The organism is Sorangium sp. So ce185 (genome assembly GCF_051526825.1).
Lineage (GTDB): Bacteria > Myxococcota_A > Polyangia > Polyangiales > Polyangiaceae > Sorangium > Sorangium cellulosum_D.
In genome coordinates this window covers 5,729,354-5,753,496 of record NZ_CP150316.1, presented here as the reverse complement: position 1 = coordinate 5,753,496, position 24,143 = coordinate 5,729,354, and the positions used below count along the sequence as shown (strand labels likewise).

Genomic DNA, 24,143 nt, shown 5'->3' with positions numbered 1-24,143 from the left:
CACGTCGCGCGGTGCGGGTCAGGGCGCCGCGGACGGCGCCGGCGCGATCCCGAAGACGCGCTCGTGGCGGGCGCTCACATGACACCCCATGCACGACGCGACCCGGCCGGCGGAGGTCACCTCGCCCCCGGGCGCGACCGTCCCGTAGACCCAGCCGGCGTCGGTGCCGGGGGTCTCCGGCGCGACCTTGAGCACCACGTAGGCGCCGGCGAAGCGCGACGCGCGGTAGACGCGATCGCCGTCCCGCAGGTAAGGATCGAAGTGATCCGGCGTGCCGGACGCGCCGTCAGGCCCCGAAGGCTGATGCGATGGGAGCTCGGGGACCTCCTTCGCGTCGACGAGCTCGGGGTGGTAGCTCTCCTTGACGAGGGCCTGCCCGATCGGCTGGGACACGGGCGCCTCGGCCTGCACCAGCGGATAGCGATCGCGGTGCTTGGCGAACACCGAGTAGAGCTTGCGGGCGTGACCGCCGTCCTCGGCGGCGCTCATGCGGGCACGGCCGGGGAGCGGCAGGCGGCAGAGCCAGGGCGCCCAGCGGAGCTCGTCGTCGACGCGGCCCCAGGCCTTGTAGTCGCGATAGGCGGAGGCGATCAGCGGGGCGAAGCGGGCGTCCACCTCGGCGGCGCCTGCCGAGGGCGCAGCGGCCGGAGACGCCGGAGAGGAGGACGAACCGCCGGAGGGAGGGCTCTTCGGGTTCTCGGCATCCGGAGAGACGGGCTCGTCCACGGGGTGGCTGCACGCAGGCACGAGCACGAGAAGGAACCAGGCGACGCGCATGAGGCTGGATCTTACGATCCGGCCGACAAAAAGGTCTCGGCCTCGCGCATCTCCGGATCTCGACCGCCTCGCCGCCCTCCGCAGGCGGCCAAGATCACGATACCGATCGCGTAGATCCGTTCGATGAAGGCGCGGACCCGTCCGAGGACGGCGCAGATCCGTCCGGCTGCATTGTCTCCGCCGGCGTCGCTGGAGCGGCCGACGGCGCCGGCGCGGCGCGGGCCGGCTGGCAGCGGGGGCAGAAGTACGTCGACCGCATTATCGTCCCCTGGCGGCGCATCTGGATCGCGGCGCCGCAGTCGTAACAGGCGCGCCCCTCGCGGCCGTAGACGCTGACCGGCCGCCTGCCGCGGTCGAACCCCGCGCGCGTCGTGCGCGTGTGGACGTAGTGCGCGGTGGGACCGCGGTACGCGCCGGAGGGATCCCGCGGCTCGACGTTGGCCTGCAGGAGACGGCGGCCGAGGTCGAGCATCGCGGAGAGCTCCTCGTCCGAGTACGCCCGGACCGGGGCGAACGGGTCGAGCCGCCTCCGGAAGAGCAGCTCGCTCTTGTAGACGTTGCCGATGCCGGCGACGACGCGCTGATCCATGATCGCGACCCCGAGCGGCACCTCGTCGAGCGCGCGCAGGCGGCGGAGCGCCTCCGCGGCGTCGAAGCCGTCGCCGAGCAGGTCCGGGCCGAGGCTGCCGAGCAGCCGGTCGCCGCGCAAGGCGCTCGCGCGGAGCAGGCGCACGATGGGCGCGCGGAAGCAGACGGCGACGTAGCCCGGGACCGCGAGGATCGCCGTCGCCGTCGCCTCGGACCGCTTCCAGCGCTCGCCCTCGCGGTAGAGGTGCCACGCGCCGCTCATCCGCAGGTGCGTGTGCAGCACGGTGCCCTCGTCGAAGAAGATCAACAGGTTCTTGCCGCGCGCCTCCACGCGCTCGATCCGTCGGCCGACGAGCGCGTCGCACCGCCGGTCGCTCCGGGGCAGCTCCAGGGCGATGACGCGCGCGCCCTCCAGCGCGGGGCCAAGGGCAGCGGCGATCCGGAAGAGCGTGTCGCCTTCGGGCATGAGCGGCTCCAGGACGCTCTGGGTGCAGACCGACCGGATCGCAAGGGGCTCCAGCGCAAAGAGCGCACGATGCTCCGCCCGCACATGTCCGCCTGCATCCGCGCGCAGGAGATGATCGTCCTCGCGATCGGGAACGCCACCGACGCCGACAGCAAGGCGGCGAGGATCGGCGCCCGCCGAGATCCCGGGGAGCTACGCGTCGTCCACGAGAGCGGCTAGCACCGTCTGTCTCTCAGGCGTTCGTTAAGAATTGTGATGTTGGGTGTTATGGCGTGAAGGGCGCAAAAAAAAGAGCTGAGCCAGGCAGACGAAGGGGACAGCACTGCTGTGCCTGCGGACTTTTCTTTCGGAGCGACAATCGACCGTCGGCGCGCAGCGCGCGAGGTTTGCTGTTGCAGCAAGGCTGGTGCGCTGTTTCCACCATTCGCCGCCACCCTCGGCGGCGCTCTCACCAATGCAGGAATGCATCCGTCGATGGCCGTATCGAGCGCTCGGCCCGAGCGCTTGCCCGAGCCGGGCATTCGTTCTAAGGTGTGTCGCATCGACCCGGAGGCCAGGAAAGACCTCCATCGCAAAAGGAGTTATCCATGCGTCGGATCGGCCCTGCTACCCGCTTGCGGTTCTTCTTCGCTGCCCTGACTGCAGGCGCGGCGATGCTGGGAAGCGCCGCCCTGCTGGCTCCCTCGAGCGAGGCGGCGCCCGGGGCGAACTGCATCTACTACAGCGACGAGAGCCACACGACGGTCGTCGGCAAGTACGGCCGCGATTGCTGCAACAACCAGATCGCGTGGGGCACCAAGACGCAGCATTACGAGTGTGGCGGGTGTTTCCTCTGCACCCCGCCTCCTCGCTGAGGCAAGCGCGCCACGCTCCGCCCGCTCTCGTGACCGTCGCACGGATCGCTCCTCGGCACGGATCGCGATCGATCCAGAGGGCAGCGGGAATTCCAGGGACCGATCTGCCCGGCGTGCCTGGCCGGGCGCGTGCTCTCTCGGATCGCGTGGCTGACCAACGGCTTTCTTGCTCCAGAAGCCACCATCGACGATCATCCAAATCGCGGGGGTTGGCATGAACAAGAACCGTGCTTCTCGATGGCTGTGCGGCGCGCTCGGGCTCGGGCTCGGGGCCCTCTCTGGCTGCTCTGGCAAGGTCGACAGGGTTGACCCTGGCCCGGGCGGCTCGTCGAGCGCAGGGGGCTCGACCGGAGCGGACGGCCACGGCGTCAGCGCCGGCGTCAGCGCGAGCGGCGCTGGCGCGGGCGGCGCGGGAGCCTCCGGCGCGGGTACGGGCGGCGCCGGCGACGGCGGCTCCGGGGGTGCTGGGACGAGCGGCTCCGGGGCTGGCGGCTCAAGCCACGGGTCGGGCGGTTCGAGCAGCGCGGACAACGGCAAATTCGTCGGCAACATCACGACGGATCTCGCCGTGCGCGACGACTTCATCCGGTACTGGGACCAGATCGCGCCCGAGGTCGAGGGCAGGCTCGGCAGCGTCGAGATTTCCCGCGGCGTTCGAGACTGGAGCAGGCTCGACGCGATCTACAAATACGCGCAGGACAACGACATTCCCTTCATGGAGCACGTCTTCGTGTGGGGGGCCACCCAGCCGAGCTGGCTCGTGCGCCTCACCGACGACGAGCAGCGGCAGGCCATCAGGGACTGGATGCAGGCGTTCTGCGAACGGTATCCCGCGACGAAGTACATCATCGTCGTGAACGAGCCGCCGCCCCACACCACGCCTACCTTCAAGAACGCCATCGGGGGCGACGGCGAGAGCGGCTATGACTGGATCGTCAACTCCTTCACGTGGGCTCGCGAATTCTGCCCGGGCGCGACCCTGATCCTGAACGACTACAACAACATCGAGTACAAGGGCGAGCACGACCGCTTCGTCGAGATGGTGAAGGCGCTGCTGGCCGCGGGCGCTCCGATCGACGCCCTCGGCGCGGAGGCCCACGACGCGTACAAGTTCGACGCCAGCACGGTGAAGGGCTTCATCGACGGGCTCGCCGCCACGGGCCTGCCCGTGTACATCACCGAGTACGACATCAGCCTCGCGGACGACGAGGAGCAGCGCCGGGTGATGGAGGAGCAGTTCACGATGTTCTACAACCACCCCGCCGTCAAAGGCATCACCCTCTGGGGCTATGTCGTCGGTTCCACCTGGCGGGACAACACGGGCCTCCTGCACCCGGACGGCACCATGCGGCCGGCGATGGCCTGGCTGATGGAGTTCCTCGGTCGCGGGGAGTGACCCGTCGCCGGCCCGCTCGGAGCGTGGAGCGACGAGCACCGCACCGCCGCGCCCGACTCGGCAGCGGGCGAGCCGAGCGCACGCGCTGGAGACCCGCGGCTGACCCGGATACGGCAGAGCGGCGGCGTTGGCGGCAACGGTGAGCGCGGTGAGCGCCGACGGGCAACCGCTGGGGCGGGCGCGTGAGGGGACGCCGGCCGTCGGCGTCAGCGCGTGGGCGCCGAGGAGCCGACCGTCCGCGCGCAGCGGAAGCCCATATCATGGGCCCGGGTGGAGTAGCTCTCCAAGCCGGAGCCGTACGATCGATCCGCGAGCCGCAGCTTCGTCAGCGCGGTGTACCAGGAGCCCCCCCGCGCGCCGGCGCCAACGACGTCGACGTCGGGCCAGCCGAGCAACTTGACGTCGGGGTTCCCGAAGCCGTCGAGCTCGCCGGTGCCGGGGGTACCGGTAAACGCCCGGCCCTGGGGCTCCCCGACGGTCACGCACCACTCCCAGAGATTGCCGCTCAGCCCCATCACCCGGTAATACGATCCGCCGGTCCGCTCTCGCTCGTTCACCTGGACCGGGGACAGGCCGGACTGGTCCTCGGCGAAATCGCGACGCATGCCGAAGGCGCACGCGCCGGACCAGGACGCCGGCGGGCCGCCGAAGGCGTTGCCGGGCAGCGGTCCGGAGCCGCCGTCGCCGCCGACGAAGATGGCCTGTTGGAAGGCCGCGTTGCCGTTGACCCAGCTCACGCCCCCCTCGTTGCCGAAGATCACCTGGGCCTGCACGGCCGTGGTGGTGCCCCACGCATACTCGCAGCTCACGGCCTGCGCTGGACCACGGCAGGCCTTCTCGTACTCGAGCTCCGTCAGCGGGCGCAGGCCCGCCCAGCAGGCGAAGGCTGCCCCGTCCATCCACGCGAGCCAATTGCAGGCGTTGTCGGGACGCAGCGTGAGGCGAGCGCTCGATTGCGTCATGAAGGTGGTGTAGCGATAAGAACCAAACCAGTACGAAAAGCGCACCGTTCTCGCCGGGCCCTGGAGCGTGTTGACGAAATCGCCGTACTGGCCCTGGTTGATCTGGTACTTCATCACGTAGAAGGCGCCGTACCCGTTCGGGAATCCCTTCGGAATCGGGCCCTGCCCGTCGCCCTCGTTCCCCTCGGACGCGTCCCCGTCGTAGTAGAGCCGCGACCGGTCGCCGTTCGGCCCCACCTCGATCGGGCCGTCGGACGTCACGCGGTAGGATCGATCGGGTTCCTTGTCGCCGAGCGAGGCGTCGTAGAAGCAGGCGGCCGGCCCCCCGCCAGGGCCCAGCGGATCCCCCAGCGAGAACGGGCCCTCGGGGATGTAGACCATCTCGATGCCGAACACCCAGAGCGACACGTGGTCGGCGAAGGCAGGGCCGTCCGGTGGGCGGCAGAGGGTCAGGGTCACCGCGCGGAAGACGACAGGGCCCACGCCGGCGTTCTCGTCGCTGCGGTAGAGGAACACGCCGCGCTGATCCTCGGGGAGGAGCACCTCGCCTCCAACGGGCGCGCGGGCGGCTGCGATCAGCGCGTGCCGCCACTCGCTCATCCGGCTGGCCTCGAGGCCGTGGCCCCTGTCGCCGAGCGCCCGCACGGTGATGTCCTCGACGGACGACTCCAGCGGGCCCATCGGGCTGCGGTGGTGGTACCGCTCCACCCGGACGCGCCACTTCTGGCCCGGGGTCACCGGGTGCACCTCACGCTTGCCGCGCAACCGCAAGGAGCTCGGCCTCCCAGACACGGGAGCGGGGATCGGCGCAGCCGCCGCGGAAACGGGGATCGCCACCGCAGCCGCCACGGCAGCGGGGACCGCCGCGGGAGCGGGGACCGCCGCCATCGCCGCTGCGGCGAGCGGGGACAGGTCCCCCTGATCCGCCGCAGCGCGGATGTCCCCGTTGTCGTGCAACGGGACCACCTCGGTGCCGCGGTACTTGACGAAGAGCCAGACGGCGTCCCAGTTGCCAGCCCCCGGCCCGCCGCGCTCGCGGAACGAGTTGTCCCAGGCGACGTCGAAGCGAACGGTGATCTCGTCGCCCTCCCGGCCGACGATCTCCAGGTTGGTGACGCGCGCGCTGCCGGCGGTCGGGGGGCTGCGGGTCTCGAGGTCCATTGCTGTTTCTCCTTGCTCGACGCGACACACGGGCGTGTCGAGGGGTGAGCCCGTCGCGCCGCGTCCGCTCAGGTGGGGTGCACCGTCGGCCAGCGACGGTAGCGCGGCGCGTCCACAGCCGGGCTCGCCTCGCGCAGGCGCTCCACGTCGGCGCAGTCCCGGATCACCCCCTCGGGGCGGCTCCGGCTGCGCACCAGGAGGGCGGGCTCCCCGGAGTAGCCCGGCGGGACGTCCGCCGCGTGGTAGCGCAGATCGAGGCTCCAGCGGACGCGCTCGGTCCGGTTCAGGCCGGACCGGTGCGGCATGAGGCCGCTCATGAGGAGCACATCGCCCGGGCGGGCCGGGACCTTCACGGACTCGAGCGGCGGCAGCGCCTCGCCCAGGATCTCGAGGAACGGCTCACCGTGCACGTTGCGGTGCGGAAGGATGCCTCGATGACCGCGGGGGAGCACCTCGATGCAGCCGTTCTCCTCGGTGGACTCCGTGAGCGGGATCCAGACGGTCGCGTAGAAGTACCGGTCACACTCCGGCACCAGGTAGGCCACGTCCTGGTGCCACGGCATGGCGCGCATCCACGAGATGGGGCTGCTGCTCGGGAGCTTCGGCCGGACGCGGTAGCCGGGGTGGCAGGCGATCTCGGGGCCGAGCAGCGGCTCGAGCAGATCGAGCAGCGCGGGGCCGCGGATCAGCTCGAGCAGCGCAGGGCGCATGTAGTTGCGGTTGAAGAGCGTCCGCACCACCGCGTCCGTGCGCAGGGAGAGCCGGTGCAGGCGCGTGTCGAAGCCGTGCTCCTCCAGCGGATCCTCGAGCTGGCCTCGGTCGCGGAGATCCCGGGAGCAGGCGTCGACCGCCGCGTCGAGCTCGTCGATCACCGCGGCGACGACCGGCGGGGGGAGCGCGCCCTCGACGAGCAGGTAGCCCTCGTCGGAGAAGGCGCGGAGCATGGCGTCGCTGAGGGTCGCGCTGCTCACAGGGTGATCTCCTCCCATTCCCCCGCGGGCTCGGCGCGCGCGGCGAGCAGCTCCGCGAGGGCGAGCACGCCCGGCGAGCGTAACACATCGACGATCGAGACCGCGATCGCCAGCTCGGCCGCGAGCCGGCTCCGGAGCTCGACCGCCATGAGCGAATCGAGGCCGAGGCGGACGAGGGGCTCGTCCAAGGGCAGATCCGCCGCGGGCCGGCGCAGCGCCGCCGCAACGCGGGCCCGCAGGTACAGCTCGAGGCGCCCCCGCCGCTCCTCGGGCGCGCCGGCGAGCGGGTCGGCGACCAGCAGGGCGGCGCCCCCCGGGCCCTCGCCGGGCGAGGAGGCCGCGCCGCGCCCGGCGAGCAGCGCGAGGCGCGGCGCGGCCGCGGCCTCGGGGTAGGCTGCCGACCACGCGCTCCAGTCGACGCCCAGCACGCCGACGTGGGGCGGCGCGCCAGCGAGCAGGCGCTCCAGCACGTCGAGGCAGCGATCCGGGGCGAGGGGCGCGACGCCGCGCGGCGCGGCGCGCCGGCCCTCGGCCCGCTCGCGCCGCGCGGCCATGCCGACGCCGTCCCAGTAGCCCCAGCCGACGCTCAGCGCGGGGAGGCCGCGCGCCCGGCGATCGTGGGCGAGCGCGTCGAGGAACGCGTTGGCGGCGGCGTAGCCGCCGAGCAGGGGCGAGCCGAGCTGCGTCGCGGCGGAGGAGAAGAGCACGAAGAGGTCGAGATCCGCGAGCAGGCGATCGAGCAGCCAGGCGCCGAGCACCTTGGATCGCAGGTCGGGGAGGAGGTCGTCGGCCGTGAGCTGGTCGAGCGGCGCGGGGCGATGCACCCCGGCGCAGTGGATCACGCCGCGGATGGCAGGCCAGGCCGCGGCGTCGTGGGCCGCGAGCGAGGCGCGCAGGGCCCGCTCGTCGCCGACGTCGGCCACGGCGATCCGCACGCGCGCCCCGAGCGCCTCGAGGGCGGTGATCGCGGCGGCGCGCGCGTCGCCCGCCCCGGCCGCGCCGGGCGGCGTCCGGCCGAGGAGGACGAGGTGCCGCGCGCCCCGCTCGACCAGGCGGCGCGCGACGAGCAGCCCGAGGTCGCCGAGGCCGCCGGTGACGAGGTAGCTCGCGTCGGGGCGCAGCCGGAGCGGCTCGGGGGCGGAGCGCTCGTCGTCCCAGGTCGAGAGCCGAGCCGCGAGGCGCTCACCCCGGCGGTACGCCACCTCCTCCGCGGGGCCGGATCGGCCGGCGATCTCCGCGGCGATCAGGGCCGCAGCCTCCCCGGCGGCGGCGTCCGGCGGCAGGTCCACGAGGCCGCCGAGGTGCTCGGGGCGCTCGGCCTCGAGCGTGCGGCCGAGCCCGAGGAGCACGGCCTGCGCCGCGGCGACCGGGCCTGGCTCGACCGGCTGCGCGCCGCGCGTGATCAGCCAGATCCGGTGCGATCGCCCGGAGTCGAGCGCGCCGTGGAGCTGCTCCAGCGCGAGGCCCGCGAGCCGCAGCACCTCGGCTTCCAGCGCGGCCGCGCTGGCGGCGCCGCCCGCCGGCGCGTCCAGCGCGGCGAGGTAGACGATCTCCCACGGCGGCTCCGGCGCCGCGGCGCCGGGGAGCGAGGCGCGTGCGGCGCCGACGTCCGGCCTCACGAGAGCGCAGGGGCGGCCATCGGCCCGAGCGATGGCCGCGAGGCGGTCGCCCACGCCGCCCCGATCCGCGACGATCAGCCAGCCGCCGCGCGACGTCGTCGCGCCGGCGGGGCGCGGCGCCGGCTGCCATTGGAGGACGGTGAGCGCGTCCTCGGGGCGGCGCTCCGGTCCGCGCGCGGCGAGGCGCGCCAGCCGGAGATCGTCGACCTCGACCACGATCCGGCCGTCCGGATCCGCGACGCGCACGTCCGCGTGTACGCCGTCTCGATCGCGGCGGCGGACGGTCAGGTGGCTCCAGAGCCGCGGGACCAGGGGGCCGCGCAGGCGCACCCGCGCGACGCCCGCGAGCACGAAGGGGCCGGGCATCGCGGGGTCCTCGGCGAGCTCCACGGCGGCCTGGCCGCAGGCGTCGAGCAACGCGGGGTGCAGCGCGTGGCGCGGCAGCGCGCCCGCGACCTCCGCAGGGGCCACGATCTCGGCGAGCGCCTCGGCGTCGCCGCGCCACAGCCGCGCGATGCCCTGGAAGCCGTGGCCCCAGGCGTTGCCGCGCGCGGCGCGCCGCGCGTAGAAGGCGGCGCCAGGCTCGACGGCGCCGCAGCGGGCGCGGATCGCGGCGACGTCGAGCGCGAGGGGCGCGGTGGCTGGCTGGGCGACGGCGGCTCCGCCGCGCGCGACGAGCGTCCATGCCGGCTCGCCAGGGCGGCGCTGGTGCAGGCGGAACGCGGCCGCGCCCGGGCCCTGCTCGGTGACGAGCATCTGGAACCGGCACGTGCCGTCGTCTGGCAGCACCGCGGGCCGTTCGTAGACGACGTCCGTGAGATCGCGGGGGCCCGGTCCGAAGAGCTCCGCCGTGGCGGCGAGCGCCGCGTCGAGCGTCGCCGTGCCCGGGAGCACGATGGCGTCCTCGACGCGGTGGTCGGCGAAGAGGGCCAGATCCGCGGCGTCGAGCGCGCCGTGCCAGAGGTGGGCGCCCGGCGGCTCGGCCAGCGCGATGTGCTCGCCGAGCAGCGAACGGGCCGCCGGAGCGCGGCGCTCCGGCGCTGCCGGGAGGGCCGCGCGGTCCCAGGGGTAGGCCGGCAGCGCTGCGCGCGGCCCGCCGGGCGGCTGGAGCGCGCTCCACGCGACGGGGAAGCCGAAGCAGTACAGCGCGCCGACGGCGCCGAGGAGGCCCGCGCGATCGTCCTCGCCCCGCCGCATGGCGGCGAGCAGCGGGCTGCGCGCCTCGAGGCCGAGGAGGGCGAGGCCCTCCCGGAGCGGCGCGAGCAGCGTCGGGTGCGGGCCCAGCTCGAGGAACACGGAGGGGGTGTCGGACACCAGCGTCCGCAGCGCGGGCCAGAAGCGCACCGGCTCCCGGAGGTTCCGGGCCCAGTAGGCGGCGTCGAGCTCGGGCCCCTCGACCGGCGCGCCCGTCACCGTGGAGATCATCGGCCTCGCCGCGCGGCGGGGCTGCAGATCCGCGAGCTCGGCGCGGATCGTGGGGCAGAGCTCCTCCACCGCCGCGCTGTGCGAGGCAACGTCCACCCGGATCCGCCGCGCGTCCACCCCGCGGCGCTCCAGCTCCGCGACGATGGCGTCGAGCGCGGCGGCGTCGCCCGCGATGACCGTCGCGGTCGGCCCGTTGACGGCGGCGATCGAGAGCGCCTCCGGCCGCCCTGCGACGAGCTCCGCGGCCTGCTCCGCCGAGAGCGCGACCGCGGCCATGCCGCCCGAGCCTCGCGCGCGCGAGAGGAGCCGGCTGCGGCGCGCGACGACCCTGAGGCCCGCCTCGACGTCGAGCGCGCCCGCGACGACGGCGGCCGCGGCCTCGCCCATGCTGTGGCCGATCACCGCGTCGGGCTCGATGCCGAAGGCGCGGAGCTGCGCGGCCAGGGAGACCTGGAGCGCGAAGAGCAGCGGCTGGACGCGATCGACGCGATCGAGCCAGGCGGGATCGCCGGCGAGCGCGTCGCGGAGCGACCAGCCCTCGGCGGCGCGCAGGGCGCGGTCGCATGCCTCGAAGCGCTCGCGAAAGGCGGGCTCGCTCTCGAGCAGCGCGCGGCCCATGCCGGGCCACTGGCCGCCCTGCCCCGGGAAGACGAAGGCGATCCGCGGCCGTCCGGCGACCGGAGAGCGCCCGGCGCTCGTACCGGGCCGCGGCTCGCCCTTCAGGAAGGCGTCGAGCCGCTCGGCGAGCTCGGCGCGGCCCCGAGCGACCAGCGCGAGGCGGTGCTCGTGGTGCGCGCGCCCGAGCGCGGCGGCGGCGCAGATCGCCTGGACCTCCGCGCGCGAAGGCTCGCCCTCCGGCGCGTCGAGGAGCCGCCGGTAGCCCGCCGCGAGCGCGCGCAGCGCCCCGGGGCTGCGCGCCGAGATGGGCAGGAGCTCGGCGCACCCCGGCGGGCGCGGCGCGGGCGCGGGCGCCGGGCGGGGCGCCTCCTCGAGCACGAGGTGCGCGTTCGTGCCGCTCAGGCCGAAGGAGCTGAGCCCCGCGAGCCGCGGCCCGCCCCCGGGCGGCCACGGCGTCGGGGCTCGCGGCAAGAGGAAGCACGAGCCCGCGAGCGGCAGATCGGGGTTGATCTCCTCCAGGTGGAGGTTCGGCGGGATCTCGCCGCGCTGGAGCGCGAGCGTCGCCTTGAGCAGCCCCGCCATCCCGGCCGCGGCCTCGAGGTGCCCGAGGTTGGTCTTCACCGCGCCGAGCACGCAGGCCCCCCGATCGGGGCGCGGCGCGCCGACGACGGCGCGCAGGGCCTCGACCTCGATGGGGTCGCCGATCCGGGTGCCGCTGCCGTGCGTCTCGACGTAGCCGATCTGCGCGGGCGAGGCGGCGGCGTCGGCGAGGGCCAGCCGGATCACCTCCTCCTGCGCGCGGCCGCTCGGCGCGGTCAGGCCGTTGGTGCGGCCGTCCTGGTTCACCGCCGTCCCGCGCACGAGCGCGCGGATGTCGCGGCCCGCGGCGAGCGCGTCGGAGAGCCGCTCGAGGACGACGACGCCGCAGCCCTCGCCGCGCACGAAGCCGTCCGCGCGCGCGTCGAAGGTCTTGCAGCGCCCGTCGGCCGCGAGCATGCCGAGCTTGGCCATCGCCACCCACTCCTCCGGCGCGAGCACGAGGCTCACCGCGCCGACGATGGCGCGGTCGCACTCGCCGGCCAGCAGGCTGCGGCAGGCGAGGTGGACGGCGACGAGCGAGGACGAGCAGGCGGTGTCCACGACGAGGCTCGGCCCGCGCAGGTCGAGCAGGTAGGAGATGCGGCCCGCCGCGAGGCACTGCTGGGCGCCGAGGCCCGCGTAGGCGTCGATCGCGCCCGGGTCCGCGAGCGCGAGGCGCGCGTGGTCACCCTGGTAAGCCGCGACGAATACCGCGGTTCGGCTGCCGGCGAGGGAGGGGCCCGGCAGGCCGGCGTCGTCGAGCGCCTCCCAGGTGACCTCGAGGAGCACGCGGTGCTTCGGGTCCATGCGCGCCGCTTCGCGCGGGGAGACGCCGAAGAACGCGGCGTCGAAGCGATCGATCTCGCGCAGGAAGGCGCCCCACCGCGAGCTCGTCCGACCGGGGGCGCCCGGGTCCGGGTCGTACCAGGCGCGCGCGTCCCAGCGCTCGGGCGGCACCTCGGTCACGGCGTCGTGGCCGCCGCGCAGCAGGCGCCAGAGGCCCTCCGGATCGTCGGCGCCACCTGGGAGCCGGCAGCCCATGCCCACGATGGCGACGGGATCCACCACGAGCCGCCGCGGGATCTCACCCGCGGCGCGCAGCTTGCGCGCGAAGAGCGCCCGCCGTTCCGGCGACAGCGCGGCGGCGCGCGCCGACACCTCGTCCCAGGGGATCTCCCGGCCTTCCATCCAGCACCCCGCCAGCAGCCCGCGCGCTGCCGCGCTCGAGCGCGCACCCTACCACGAGCGCGCGTGCGCATGTCACGAGCCACAGCGGCCCGCGCCGGCTTGCTGATCCAGAAGTTCTCACGTATTCAGCGGACTTTCCACGCGAGGTTCGCTCGTTCCCGGGAGGTCGCGTGCCGCTGTACTCGACGGATGACAAGCAGGTGGGGGCCTGCGACACGAGCGCAAGGCGCCGCGAGGACCCCCGGAGCGTCGAGCCCGCCGAGCCGGTCGCGCTGATCGGGATGGCCGGCCGCTTCCCCGGGGCGCCGAGCGTCGAGGATCTCTGGAAGCTCCTCTGCGACGGCGCGGAGGCCATCTGCGACGTCCCTGCAGACCGCTGGGACGCGGAAGCCTACCACGCGCCCGATCCGGCCGCCCCCGGCAAGATGCTCACGCGCGCGGGCGGCTTTCTCGGCGAGGTCGACCGCTTCGACGCGGCCTTCTTCGGCATCTCGCCGCGCGAGGCCGCGCACATGGACCCGCAGCAGCGCCTCGCGCTCGAGGCGAGCTGGGAGGCGCTCGAGGACGCCGGCATCCCGGCGGCGGGGCTCACCGGCAGCGCGACGGGCGTGTTCCTGGGCGCCATGTGGCGCGACTATGGCCGGCTGCCCGGCGCCCGCGGCGAGGCGATCTCGCAGCACACGGCGACGGGCAACGATCTCAGCATCCTGGCGGCGCGCGTCTCGTACGCGCTCGGGCTGGAGGGGCCGAGCGTGGCCCTCAACACCGCTTGCTCCTCGGCGCTCGTCGCCGTCCACCTCGCCTGCCAGAGCCTGCGCGCGGGCGAGTCGTCGCTCGCGCTCGTGGGCGGCGTGAACCTCATGCTCTCGCCCGAGAGCACGGTGGCCATGACCAAGTTCGGCGGGCTGTCGCCCGACGGCCGGTGCTTCTCCTTCGACGCGCGGGCCAACGGCTACGTGCGGGGCGAGGGCGTGGGCGTCGTGGTGCTGAAGCTCCTCGCGCGCGCGCGCGAGGACGGCGACCGCGTCCGCTGCGTGATCCTCGGCAGCGCAGTGAACAACGACGGTCGGGGCCGGACGGGGCTGAGCTCCCCGAGCGCCCGCGCGCAGGCCGCGCTCCTGCGCCGCGCCTACCGGAGCGCGGGCGTCCTGCCGGCCGCGGTCCAGTACGTCGAGGCGCACGGCACCGGCACGTCCGCCGGCGACCCCGTGGAGGCGGAGGCGCTCGGGGAGGTGCTCGGCGCGGGCCGGCCGGCGGACCGCCCGCTCCGCATCGGATCCGTGAAGACCAACATCGGGCACCTCGAGCCTGCCGCGGGCGCCGCGGGCCTGATCAAGGCCGCGCTCTGCGTCGAGCGCGGGGCCGTGCCGCCGAGCCTGAACTTCGAGACGCCGAACCCCCGCGTCCCCTTCGAGGCGTGGCGCCTGCGCGTGCAGACCGAGATCGGCCCCTGGCCCTCCCCCGCCGAGCCCGCCCTCGCCGGCGTGAGCGCGTTCGGCTTCGGTGGCACCAACGCCCACCTGGTCCTCGCCGAGCCGCCAGCGCCAGAGGGCGAGGCGCACGCGCCAGGCCTGCGGGTGATCCTGGTGTTCGCGGGCCACGGATCGCAGCGGCCGGGCATGGGCGGCGCGCTGCTCGAGCGCGAGCCGGTCTTCCGCGCGGCGCTCGAGGCGTGCGCCGACGCGCTCCATGGCCTCGGCGGCCCCGCGATCCTGCCAGCGATCGCGGCCGGCGCGGCGAGCGCCGCGCTGGAGGACGTCGAGGTGGCCTGGCCTGCGCTGGTGGCGGTGGAGATCGGGCTCGCGGCGCTCCTGCGATCGTGGCGCGTGGAGCCCGCGGCCGTGGTGGGCCACAGCGTCGGCGAGGTCGCGGCCGCGCACGTGGCCGGGGCGCTGAGCCTCGAGGAGGCGATGGAGATCGCGCTGCGCCTGGCCCGGCGGGCCGCGCGCGCGCGGGGCGGCGCCATGGCCCACGTCGACCTGCCCCCGGCCGAGGCGGCCGCGCTGATCGAGGGGCGCGCGGATCGGCTCCGGGTCGCGGTGCACGCGAGCCCCGGGGCCACGGTGCTGTCCGGCGACGCCGAGGCGCTCGGCGACGTGCTCGCCTCGTGCACCGCCCGCGGCGTCGGGTGGCGGCCGGTGCGGGGCGACGTCGCCGCGCACGGGCCGGCGCTCGCCTGCCCCGCCGCGCGCGCGGAGCTCGGCGCGGCGCTCGCCGGGCTCCGGCCCCGCGCGGCCCGGGTACCCCTCTATTCCAGCGCGACCGGCGGCGCAGCGCGGGGCGAGTCGCTCGACGCGGCGCACTGGGAGCGGAGCATCGCCGAGCCGGCGCGCTTCGCCGAGGCGGTCGCCTGCGCCGCCGCGGAGCCCTCGGCCGTGCTCGTGGAGGTGAGCGCGCAGCCGATCCTGCAGCAGGACCTCGAGGCCATCCTGGCGCACGCCGGGCGGGCCGCGGTGGTGCTCCCGTCGCTCCGGCGCGGCGAGGACGAGCGCCGCTCGATGCTCGACGCGCTGGCCGCGGTCCGCGAGGCCGCCTCCGGGCAGCGCGCCCCGTGCCCCGCGCGCGTGGAGATCGTCCCGCTGTCCGCGAGGGATCCGGCCGCGCTCGCCGCCCTGGCGCGCGCGCACCGGGCTCATCTCGCCTCGGAGGCGGGCCGACGCGCGCTGCTCGCGGACATCGCCTACACCGCCGCGGTCCGCCGCAGCCACCTCGAGCATCGCGCCGCCGCGGTCGGCGGCTCCCGCGAGGAGATCGGCGCCGCGCTCGACGCCCTCGCGGCGGCCGAGCGCGCTCCGGCGCCGGCCCTGGGGCGCCCCCGGATCGCGTTCGTGATCTCGGGCCAGGGCACGCAATGGCCAGGGATGGGCAGGGAGCTCTCCGCCTCGGAGCCCGTGTTCCGCGCCGCGATCGCGCGCTGCGACGAGCGCTGGCGGCGGCTCGCAGGCTGGTCGCTCGAAGCCGCGCTGGAGGCGGGCGAGGCCTCGAGGCGCCTGCACGACACCGAGATCGCCCAGCCGACCCTCTTCGCCGTCCAGCTCGGCTTGATGGAGCTCCTCGTATCGTGGGGCGTCGAGCCGGAGCTGCTGCTCGGCCACAGCCTCGGCGAGGTGGCAGCGGCCTGCGCGGCGGGGGCGCTGACGCTCGACGACGCCCTCGTCGTGGTGCACCACCGATCGCGGCTTCTTCAGCGAGCGACCGGGCTCGGCGCGATGGCCGCCGTCGAGCTCGCGCCCGAGGAGGCGGCGCGCGCGATCGCCGGCCACGAGGGCCGCGTGGCCATCGCCGCGGTCAACGATCCGGGCTCGGTGGTGCTGTCCGGGGAGACCGCGGCGCTCGAGGAGGTGCTGCGCGCGCTCCGCGGCCGGGGCGTCGAGGCCCGAGCGCTGCCGGTCCGCTACGCCTTTCATAGCCCCCAGGTGGCGCCGCTCGGCGACGCGCTCGAGCGCGCGCTGGACCGCCTCGCGCCGCGGCGCGCGGCGCGCGGCCTGATCAGCACGGTGACGGGCGCGCGCGCCTCCGGCGCAGAGCTCGACGCGCGCTACTGGGGCCGGAACGTGCGCGAGCCCGTCCAGCTCGCGGCGGCGACGCGCGCCGCGCTGGATCTCGGAGCCGACGTGCTCGTCGAGATCTCCCCCCACCCCGCCCTCGCAACGTACCTCGAGCGCGCGATCGCCGCCGCGGGCGCCGCGGGCCGCGTCATCACCACCCTGCGCCGCGGCCGCGCGGAGCGCCGCGCGATGCTCGAGGCGCTCGCCGCGCTCTACGCCGCGGGGGTGGACGTCCGCTGGCAAGCGCTGTATCCCCGCGGCGGCCGCTGCGTCTCGCTGCCCTCGTACCCGTGGCAGCGGACGCGCTTCTGGCTCGACGCGCCCCCGGCCGAAGCGCCGGAGCGCCCCGCGCGGACCGGCGAGCACCCGCTGCTCGGCGGCGGCTTCACCGTGGCCACGCAGCCAGGCGCCCGGTTCTGGGAGCGGCGTCTCCGCGCCGGCGCGCCGCGCTGGCTGGCGGACCATCGCGTCCTCGGCGAGGTGATCGTCCCCGCGGCCGTCCTGGCGGAGATGGCGCTCGCGGCCGTGGCGGGCAGCGCCCCCGGAGGCGTCGTGCTGGACGATCTGCGCTTCGAGCGCCCGCTCGCGCTGCCAGCCACGGGCGCGCGGACCGTCCAGGTGGCCGTCACGCCTGCGCCGGGGGCGGGCGCCTCGGTGCAGGTGGCGAGCCTGCACGAGGGCGGTGAGGCGTGGGTGGTACACGCGCGCGGCGAGGCGCAGCCCGCGGACGGCGCGCCCGGCGCGGAGCCCTCGCCGCCCGCCCCGCCGGAGCGGGCCGTCGCCGAGGACGCCGCCGCCCATTACGCCGACCTCGCCGCGCGCGGGCTCGCCTACGGGCCGTCGTTCCAGGGGCTCGTGGAGCTCTGGCGCGCCCCGGGCGAGGCCCTGGCCCGCCTCGTCGCGCCCGCCGCTCCCGCTCTCGAGCCCGGCCGCTGGATCCTCCAGCCCGCGCTCATCGACGGCGGGCTCCAGCTGCTCGCAAGGCTCCTCGGCGCTGCGCTGGAGGAGGGGCCCGGGGCGGCGGCCGGCTCGCCTGGCGGCGCCGGCGCCGCAGGGATCGCCTACGTGCCCGCCGGCGCTGAGCGGCTCCGCGTGTACGAGGCGCTGCCGCGCGAGGCGTGGGTGCGCGCGCGGCTCCGGCCGGCGGTGGGCGGCGAGCTGCCGCGCGGCGATCTCGCGTGGATGGATGCGCGCGGCCGGGTGCTGGTAGAGGCCAGCGGAGTGCGCTTCGGCCAGCTCCACGGGACGCGCGCCTCGGACGCGTGGCTGCACCGCGTCTCGTGGGCGCCCCGGCCGCTGCGGGCCGCGGCGCCGCCGGGGAGCTCCTCGCCCGACGCGGGCACGTGGGTCATCGTGGGCGACGCGGGCGGGCTGGGCGCGGCCCTGGCGGCTCGGCTCGAAGCGCGGGGCCATCGCTGCGTGCGCGCGGCGGCCGGCGCGCGCGCCCCGCGCCGCGTCGACCGCCTGGATCCCGCCGATCCGGGGGCGCATCGCGCGCTCGGCGACCTCTCCCTCGCGGGCGGCGTGCCGCTGCGGGGTGTCGTGCACCTCGGCGCGCTGGACGCGCCGGCGCTGCCAGAAGCCGGCCTCGACGCGATCGAGGCCGTCGCGCGGCTCGGTCTCCTCGGCGCGCTCGGCGCCGCCCGGGCCATCCTGGGCCGGGAGACGCGCGACGCGCCGCGGCTCTGGCTGGTCTCGCGCGGCGCCCAGGCCGTGCGCGAGGCCGAGCCCGCGCGGCCCGCACAGGCGCTGCTGTGGGGCCTCGGTCAGGCGCTCGCGCTCGAGCACCCGGAGCTGCGCTGCACCTCGGTCGATCTCGATCCGGCGCCCCGCTCGGACGAGGCGGAGGCCCTGCTCGCGGAGCTGCTCGCGCCCGACGGCGAGGATCGCGTCGCGCTGCGCGCGGACGGCCGACGCGCCGCGCGCCTCGTCCGCGCCCCGCTCGCGCCGGCGCCAGATCCGCAGCTGGCGCCGGACGCTACCTACCTCGTCACCGGCGGGCTCGGCGGCCTCGGCCTCAGGCTCGTGCGCTGGATGGTCGCGCGCGGCGCGCGGCGCGTGGTGCTGGCGGGGCGGCGCGCGCCGAGCGGCGCGGCCGCCGAGGTCATCGCGGAGCTCGGTCGGGCCGGCGCGCGCATCGACGCCGCGGCGGTGGACGTCGCGGACCGCGCGCAGCTCGCCGCGCTCCTCGACGCCATCGCGCGCGAGGGGCCGCCGCTGCGCGGCGTGATGCACGCCGCGGCGGTGCTCGACGACGGCACCGCGCTCGAGCTCGACGCGCCGCGCCTCGCCCGCGTCCTCGCGCCCAAGGCCCGGGGCGCCTGGAACCTGCACGCGCTCACCGCTTCCTTGCCGCTCGATTTCTTCGTGCTCTTCTCCTCGGTCGCCTCGCTCTTCGGATCCGCGGGGCAAGGCAGCTACGCTGCCGCCAACGCTTTCCTCGACGCCCTCGCGCGCGCCCGCCAGGCCGCCGGCCTGCCCGGCCTCAGCGTGGCGTTCGGGCCCTTTTCCGAGGTCGGCCTCGCGGCGGCCGACGAGCGCCGCGGGGCCCGGCTCGGCCGCCGGGGCGTCGGCAGCTTGAGCCCTGCCGAGGGACTGTCGGCGCTCGGCCGGCTGCTCGGGGCCGGCGCCGCCGGCACCTGGGGGGTGGTCCGCCTCGACGCGCGCCGCTTCTTGGAGTCGCATCCGGGCGCCGCGGCTTCGCCCTTCTGGTCGGCGCTGCGGGGCGCGGGGGAGCACGCCCTGCCCTCGTCGGCGGCGGGCACGCGGGACGCGCTGTCGAGGGCGCGCCCAGAGGCGCGCGGCGCCCTGATCGAGGCCCACCTCGCCGAGCAGATCGCGCGCGTCGTCGGCATCGACGTCGCGCGCCTCGACCTGACCCGGCCGATCCTCGATCTCGGCATGGACTCCCTGATGAGCCTCGACCTGCGCAACGGCCTGGAGGCCAGCCTCGGCCTCCGGCTCGCGGCCACGCTGCTCTTCGCCTACCCGAGCGTGAAGGCGCTCTCGGCCCACCTGCTCGCGGAGCTCGGCCTCGGCGACGCGCCGGCGTCGCGCGCGCCGGCCGCGCCCCCGGCGGGCTCTCGCTCGGCCTCGCCGGGCGGTGACCCGCCCGCGCTCGCCGAGGAGGCGATCCTCCGCCTGTCCGAGGCGGAGGCCGAAGCGCTGCTCCTCGAGCGACTCGGGGCGCTGGAGCGGCGAGGGGCGCCTTGAGCGACGCGCAGGCCTCCCCGATCAAGCGCGCCCTCGCCGCGATCGAGGAGCTCCGCGCCGAGCTCGACGCGCTACGCCGCGAGCGCGCCGAGCCCATCGCCGTCATCGGCATGGCCTGCCGCTTCCCGGGCGGGGCCTCGTCGCCCGAGGCGCTCTGGCGGCTGCTCGACGGCGGCGCCGACGCGGTGACCGAGGTCCCGCCGGACCGCTGGCCCCTCGCGCCCGCCGCGGACCCGGCGCCCGCGCAGCGCGCCGCGCGCTGGGGCGCCTTCCTCCGCGACATCGACGCCTTCGACCCGCATCACTTCGGCGTCTCGCCCCGGGAAGCGGCGAGCATGGATCCACAGCAGCGGATCCTGCTCGAGGTCGCCTGGGAGGCGCTCGAGCGCGCGGGCCAGGTGCCCGAGCGGCTCGCGGGCAGCGCCGCCGGCGTCTTCGTCGGGGTGATGCACGACGACCACCGCGAGCGCAGCGCCGCCGGGGACCCGTCCCGCTTCGACCTGCACACCGGCACCGGTGCGTTCCGCGGCTTCGCGGCGGGCCGGATCTCGCACGTGTTCGGGCTCATGGGCCCCAGCCTGGTCGTCGACACCGCGTGCTCCTCCTCGCTGGTGGCCGTGCACCTCGCCTGCCAGAGCCTGCGCCTCGGCGAGTGCGATCTCGCGCTCGCCGGCGGCGTGAGCCTGATGCTCTCGCCCGCCACGATGGAGATGGGCGCGCGGCTGAACGGCGCGCTCTCGCCCGAGGGCCGCTGCCGGACCTTCGACGCGCGAGCGAGCGGCTTCGTGCGGGGCGAGGGCTGCGGGCTCGTGGCGCTCAAGCGCCTGTCGCGGGCGCGCGCCGACGGCGACCCGGTGCTGGCGCTGCTCCGGGGCTCGGCCGTGAACCAGGATGGGCGCTCGGCGGGGTTGACCGTGCCCAGCGTGCGCGCGCAGGAAGAGCTGCTCCGCGCCGCGCTCCAGCGCAGCGGCGTCGCTCCCGAGGACGTCACCTACGTGGAGACGCACGGCACCGGCACCCCGCTCGGCGACCCCATCGAGGTGGAGGCGCTCGCGGCCGTGCTGGGCGGCGCGCACAGCGGTCCGCCGTGCGCGCTGGGCGCGCTGAAGCCCCACCTCGGGCACCTCGAGGCGGCCGCCGGCGTCGCCGGGCTCATCAAGGTCGTGCTCGCCATGGAGCACGGCGCGATCCCCGCGAACCTCCACTTCGAGGCCCTGAACCCCCGCATCTCGCTCGAGGGCACGCGCCTCCGCCTGGCGACCTCGAGGCTGCCCTGGCCCGCCGCCGGCAGACCGCGCGTGGCCGGGGTCAGCTCGTTCGGGCTGAGCGGCACGAACGCGCACATCGTCGTCGAGGAGGCCCCGCCCCCGCCCGCGGCCGAGGCCGCGCCCGCCGGACGCGCCGTGCTCCTGCCGCTCTCGGCCCGCGACCCCGCCGCCCTCCGCGCGCTCGCGGCCGCGTACCGCGAGCCGATCGCAGCCGCGCCCTCGGCCGCCCTCGCGGATCTCGCGTACACGGCCGGCGCGCGGCGCGCTCACTTCGAGCACCGCCTCGCCGTCGTCGGGGCGTCGGGCGGCGAGATCGACGCCGCGCTCGCCGCGGTCGTGCGCGGCGAGGCGCACCCGGCGGCGCTCCGGTCCGACGGCGCCGGAGCGCGCCCGTCCGCGCGGCGGCCGCACCGCCTGGTCTTCGTCTGTCCGGGCACCGGCGCGCATCGGGCGGGGATGGGGCGCGAGCTCCTCCGCGACGAGCCCGCCTTCCGCCGCGAGCTCGAGGCGTGCGACGCCGAGGTCCAGCGCCGCGCGGGCTGGAGCCTGCTCGAGGAGATCGCGGCCGACTCCGACCCGGCGCGCGCCGACCTGGTGACCATCGGCCAGCCCCTGATCTTCGCGCTCAGCGCCGCGCTGGCCGCGCTGTGGCGCTCCTGGGGAGTCCTGCCGAACGCGGTGGTGGGCCACAGCTTGGGCGAGGTGACGGCCGCCTACCTGGCCGGTGCGCTGAGCCTGGCCGACGCGGTGCGCGTCGTGTGCACCCGCGCGGAGAGCCTGGCGCTCAGCGCCGGCCGCGGCGCCATGGCCGCGATCGACCTCGGGCCGGCCGACGCCGAGGAGCAGCTCCGCGGCGAGGACGACCGCCTCGCGATCGCCGCCTGGAACGGCCCCGGCGAGGCCGTGCTCTCGGGGCCCGTCGAGGCGCTCGACGCCGCGCTCGCCCGGCTCGCCGCGCGTGGGGTGGCCGCGCGCCGCCTGCGCTCCCCCCACGCATTCCACGGCCCCGCCGTACGCCCCGCCGCGGACGCGTTGCGCGCCGCGCTCGCGGATCTCGCGCCCCGGCCCGTGGCGCTGCCCCTCTACTCCACCGTGACCGGCGCACGCGTCGAGGGGCCGGATCTCGGCCCGGCGCACTGGGCCCGCAACGTGCGCGATCGCGTGCTCTTCTGGCCTGCCGTCGAGCGCCTGCTCGAGGACGGCCACGGGATCTTCCTCGAGCTCAGCGCGCACCCGGCGCTGCTCCCGTCCGTCGATGACGCCGCGCGCCGCGCGGAGCGGCAGGCGCTCACGCTCGCCTCGCTGCGCCGTGATCGCGGCGAGCGGCAAGCGATGCTCGAGGCGCTCGCCGCGCTTTACGCAGAGGGCCGCCCCGTGGACTGGGCCCGCCTCCACCCGGGCCGCGCGCGCTGCGTCCCCGCGCCCACCTACCCCTGGCAGCGGCAGCGCTTTCCGATCCCCGGCGCGCCGCCCGCCCGCCCGCCCGCCGTGGCGACGGAGGCGGCGCCGCCGCTGTCCGCCGCACCGGAGGGGGTCGACCTTGCCGCCGCCCCCCCGGTCGTCCACGGCGTCACCTGGAGCCCGGAGCCGCGCCCCGTCATGGCGCCGCCGGCGCCGACGGCCCCGGGCCGCTGGATCCTGCTCGGCGGCGCGCGCGGCGCGGCCGGCGCGCTCGCCGCCCGGCTGGGCGCCGCCGGCGACACCTGCGCGCGCGTCAGCGTGGAGGAGCCCGAGCAGCTCCGCGCCGCCATCGACGCGCTCCTCGCCGCGCCCGCGCCGCCCTGCCGCGGCGTCGTGCACCTCGGCGCGCTCGATCTCCGCGAGCGCGCGCCGGACGCGCTGACCGGCGCGGTCCTGCTCCGGGACGCCGAGGCCGCCGCGGCCGGCCTGCTGCACGCCGCGCAAGCGCTCGCCGCCTGCCGCGCTCCGCCCCGACTCTGGCTGGTCACCACCGGCGCGGCCGTGGATGCGCCCCGCGACGCCGCGTCCCTGGCCGCGGCGTCCCTGTGGGGCCTCGGGCGGGGGATCGCCGCCGAGCATCCCGAGCTCGCCTTCACCAGCATCGACCTCGCCGCGCCCGGCGAACCCGAGCTCGACGCGCTCGCCGAGGTGCTGCGATCGGGCGACCGCACCGAGCAGGTAGGCCTGCGCGGCGGCGCGAGGCTCGTGCCCCGCGTCGCCCCGCTGCCCCTGCCCTCGGCCGCGGCGCCCCCCGTCGCCGGCGCGTGGCTCGTCACCGGCGGCCTCGGCGCGCTCGGCCTCGCCGTGGCTCGCTGGCTCGCCCGGCAGGGCGCGGAGGCGATCGTGCTCGTGGGCCGGCGCCCCCCCGGCGAGGCCGCGGCGCGCGTCGTCGACGACCTGTCGCGCGGCGGCGCCCGCATCCTCGTCGAGCGCGCCGACGTCGCGGACGCCGAGCAGCTCGCGGCCCTGCTCGCGCGCGCCGCGGGGGCGCTCCCGCCGCTGCGCGGCGTCGTGCACGCGGCGGGGGTCGCCGAGCGCGCGCTCGTCACCGATCTCGCGCCCCGCGCGCTCGGCGCCCTGCTCGCGCCCAAGCTCGCCGGCGCCTGGAACCTCCACCGCCTCACCCTGGAGAGCCCGCTCGACGCCTTCGTGCTCTTCTCGTCCGTCGCCGCCTGGATCGGCGTCCCGGGCGCCGCCGCGTACGCCGCCGCCAACGCCTCCCTCGACGCCCTCGCGCGCCATCGCCGCGCCCTCGGCCTCCCCGCGCTGAGCATCGGTTGGGCCGCCTGGTCCGGCCGTGGCATGGCCAGCGACCCGCGCGTGGCCCGTGCCCACGCCTATTTCGAGCGCCGCGGCATAGCCGGCATCGCCGAGGACGACGCGCTGTCGCTGCTCGGCCGCCTCCTTGATCCCGCCGCGGCGGCCCCGCCGCACGTGCTCACGCTGCCGCTCGACCCCGCGGGCCTGGCGGCGGAGCGCCGCCGCGCCGACGCCCGCTGGCTCGCGCTGCTCGGGCAGGAGCCGGCCCCCTCGGGCGGGATCGCGCCCGCGCGCGCCATGCTCGCGCAGGCCACGCCCGCGGCGCGGCGCGCCGCGCTGGAGCAGCACGTCCTCGGGCTCGCCGCCCTGGTCCTCGGCACACCCGCCGATCAGATGCCCCTCGGCGCTTCCTGGAGCGACCTGGGCATGGACTCGTTCCTCGCCACCGAGCTGCGCCGCCTGCTGGAGGCGAGCCTCGGCGTGCCGCTCCCGGTCACCCTCGCCTGGCGACACCCCACGCTCGCCGACCTCACGCGCCACCTCGCCGGCGCGCTCGGCCTCGATCTGCCCGCCTCGGCCGAGCTCGCGGCCGCCCCCTGCCCCGCCGGCGGCGCGGCGCTCGGGGACATGCTCGGCGAGATCGAGCAGCTGCCGGACGCCGAGGTGCGACGGCTGCTCCGCGGAGCGTGAGGCGGGCGCGGGCCGGCAGGAGAGCCGCCCTCGCCGAGAGCGAGGCCCCCGCGCGCGGGTAACCGACGGATACCGACGGATACTGACGGAGACCGACGG

General features: G+C 76.5%; 10 protein-coding genes. 5 read left to right on the top strand and 5 right to left on the bottom strand.

The window, feature by feature from the left end:
- Nucleotides 1-18: 18 nt before the first annotated feature.
- Nucleotides 19-777: a hypothetical protein gene (locus WMF26_RS21005; protein ID WP_438001790.1), complete on the bottom strand. Its 759-nt coding sequence runs from the start codon at nt 775-777 to the stop codon at nt 19-21.
- A gap of 94 nt (nt 778-871) precedes the next feature.
- Nucleotides 872-1,831, bottom strand: a complete 960-nt coding sequence (locus WMF26_RS21000; RefSeq protein WP_438001789.1) for an Fpg/Nei family DNA glycosylase — start codon at nt 1,829-1,831, stop codon at nt 872-874.
- A 69-nt stretch (nt 1,832-1,900) separates the two neighbouring features.
- Between WMF26_RS21000 and WMF26_RS20995 the strand changes: the two genes are divergently transcribed.
- The 3 genes from WMF26_RS20995 to WMF26_RS20985 all read left to right on the top strand — a co-directional run bounded on the left by WMF26_RS20995 (nt 1,901) and on the right by WMF26_RS20985 (nt 4,081).
- Nucleotides 1,901-2,050, top strand: a complete 150-nt coding sequence (locus WMF26_RS20995; protein ID WP_438001788.1) for a hypothetical protein — start codon at nt 1,901-1,903, stop codon at nt 2,048-2,050.
- A 368-nt stretch (nt 2,051-2,418) separates the two neighbouring features.
- Entirely contained in the window at nt 2,419-2,685 is a 267-nt protein-coding gene (locus WMF26_RS20990; protein ID WP_061627948.1) for a DUF6289 family protein, read from the top strand.
- Nucleotides 2,686-2,899: 214 nt separating this feature from the next.
- Nucleotides 2,900-4,081: an endo-1,4-beta-xylanase gene (locus WMF26_RS20985; protein ID WP_438001787.1), complete on the top strand. Its 1,182-nt coding sequence runs from the start codon at nt 2,900-2,902 to the stop codon at nt 4,079-4,081.
- Nucleotides 4,082-4,287: 206 nt separating this feature from the next.
- On the opposite strand, the gene WMF26_RS20980 is transcribed toward WMF26_RS20985, so the two are convergent.
- From WMF26_RS20980 to WMF26_RS20970, 3 genes are all read right to left on the bottom strand, one after another.
- Complete coding sequence (locus WMF26_RS20980; RefSeq protein ID WP_438001786.1) at nt 4,288-6,204, bottom strand: formylglycine-generating enzyme family protein; 1,917 nt, start codon at nt 6,202-6,204, stop codon at nt 4,288-4,290.
- Nucleotides 6,205-6,272: 68 nt separating this feature from the next.
- Nucleotides 6,273-7,175, bottom strand: coding sequence for a phytanoyl-CoA dioxygenase family protein (locus WMF26_RS20975; RefSeq protein WP_061627950.1), 903 nt, complete (start codon nt 7,173-7,175; stop codon nt 6,273-6,275).
- Nucleotides 7,172-12,604 carry a type I polyketide synthase gene (locus WMF26_RS20970; protein WP_438001785.1) on the bottom strand — a complete coding sequence of 1,811 codons (5,433 nt, stop codon included), beginning with the start codon at nt 12,602-12,604 and terminating at the stop codon, nt 7,172-7,174. The genes WMF26_RS20975 and WMF26_RS20970 overlap by 4 nt, the downstream gene beginning before the upstream one ends.
- A 170-nt stretch (nt 12,605-12,774) precedes the next feature.
- Here WMF26_RS20970 and WMF26_RS20965 point away from each other — a divergent pair, with 170 nt between their 5' ends.
- Both WMF26_RS20965 and WMF26_RS20960 read left to right on the top strand, forming a co-directional pair.
- Nucleotides 12,775-19,365 carry a type I polyketide synthase gene (locus WMF26_RS20965; protein ID WP_438001784.1) on the top strand — a complete coding sequence of 2,197 codons (6,591 nt, stop codon included), beginning with the start codon at nt 12,775-12,777 and terminating at the stop codon, nt 19,363-19,365.
- Complete coding sequence (locus WMF26_RS20960; RefSeq protein WP_438001783.1) at nt 19,362-24,044, top strand: type I polyketide synthase; 4,683 nt, start codon at nt 19,362-19,364, stop codon at nt 24,042-24,044. The genes WMF26_RS20965 and WMF26_RS20960 overlap by 4 nt, the downstream gene beginning before the upstream one ends.
- Nucleotides 24,045-24,143 lie beyond the last annotated feature (99 nt).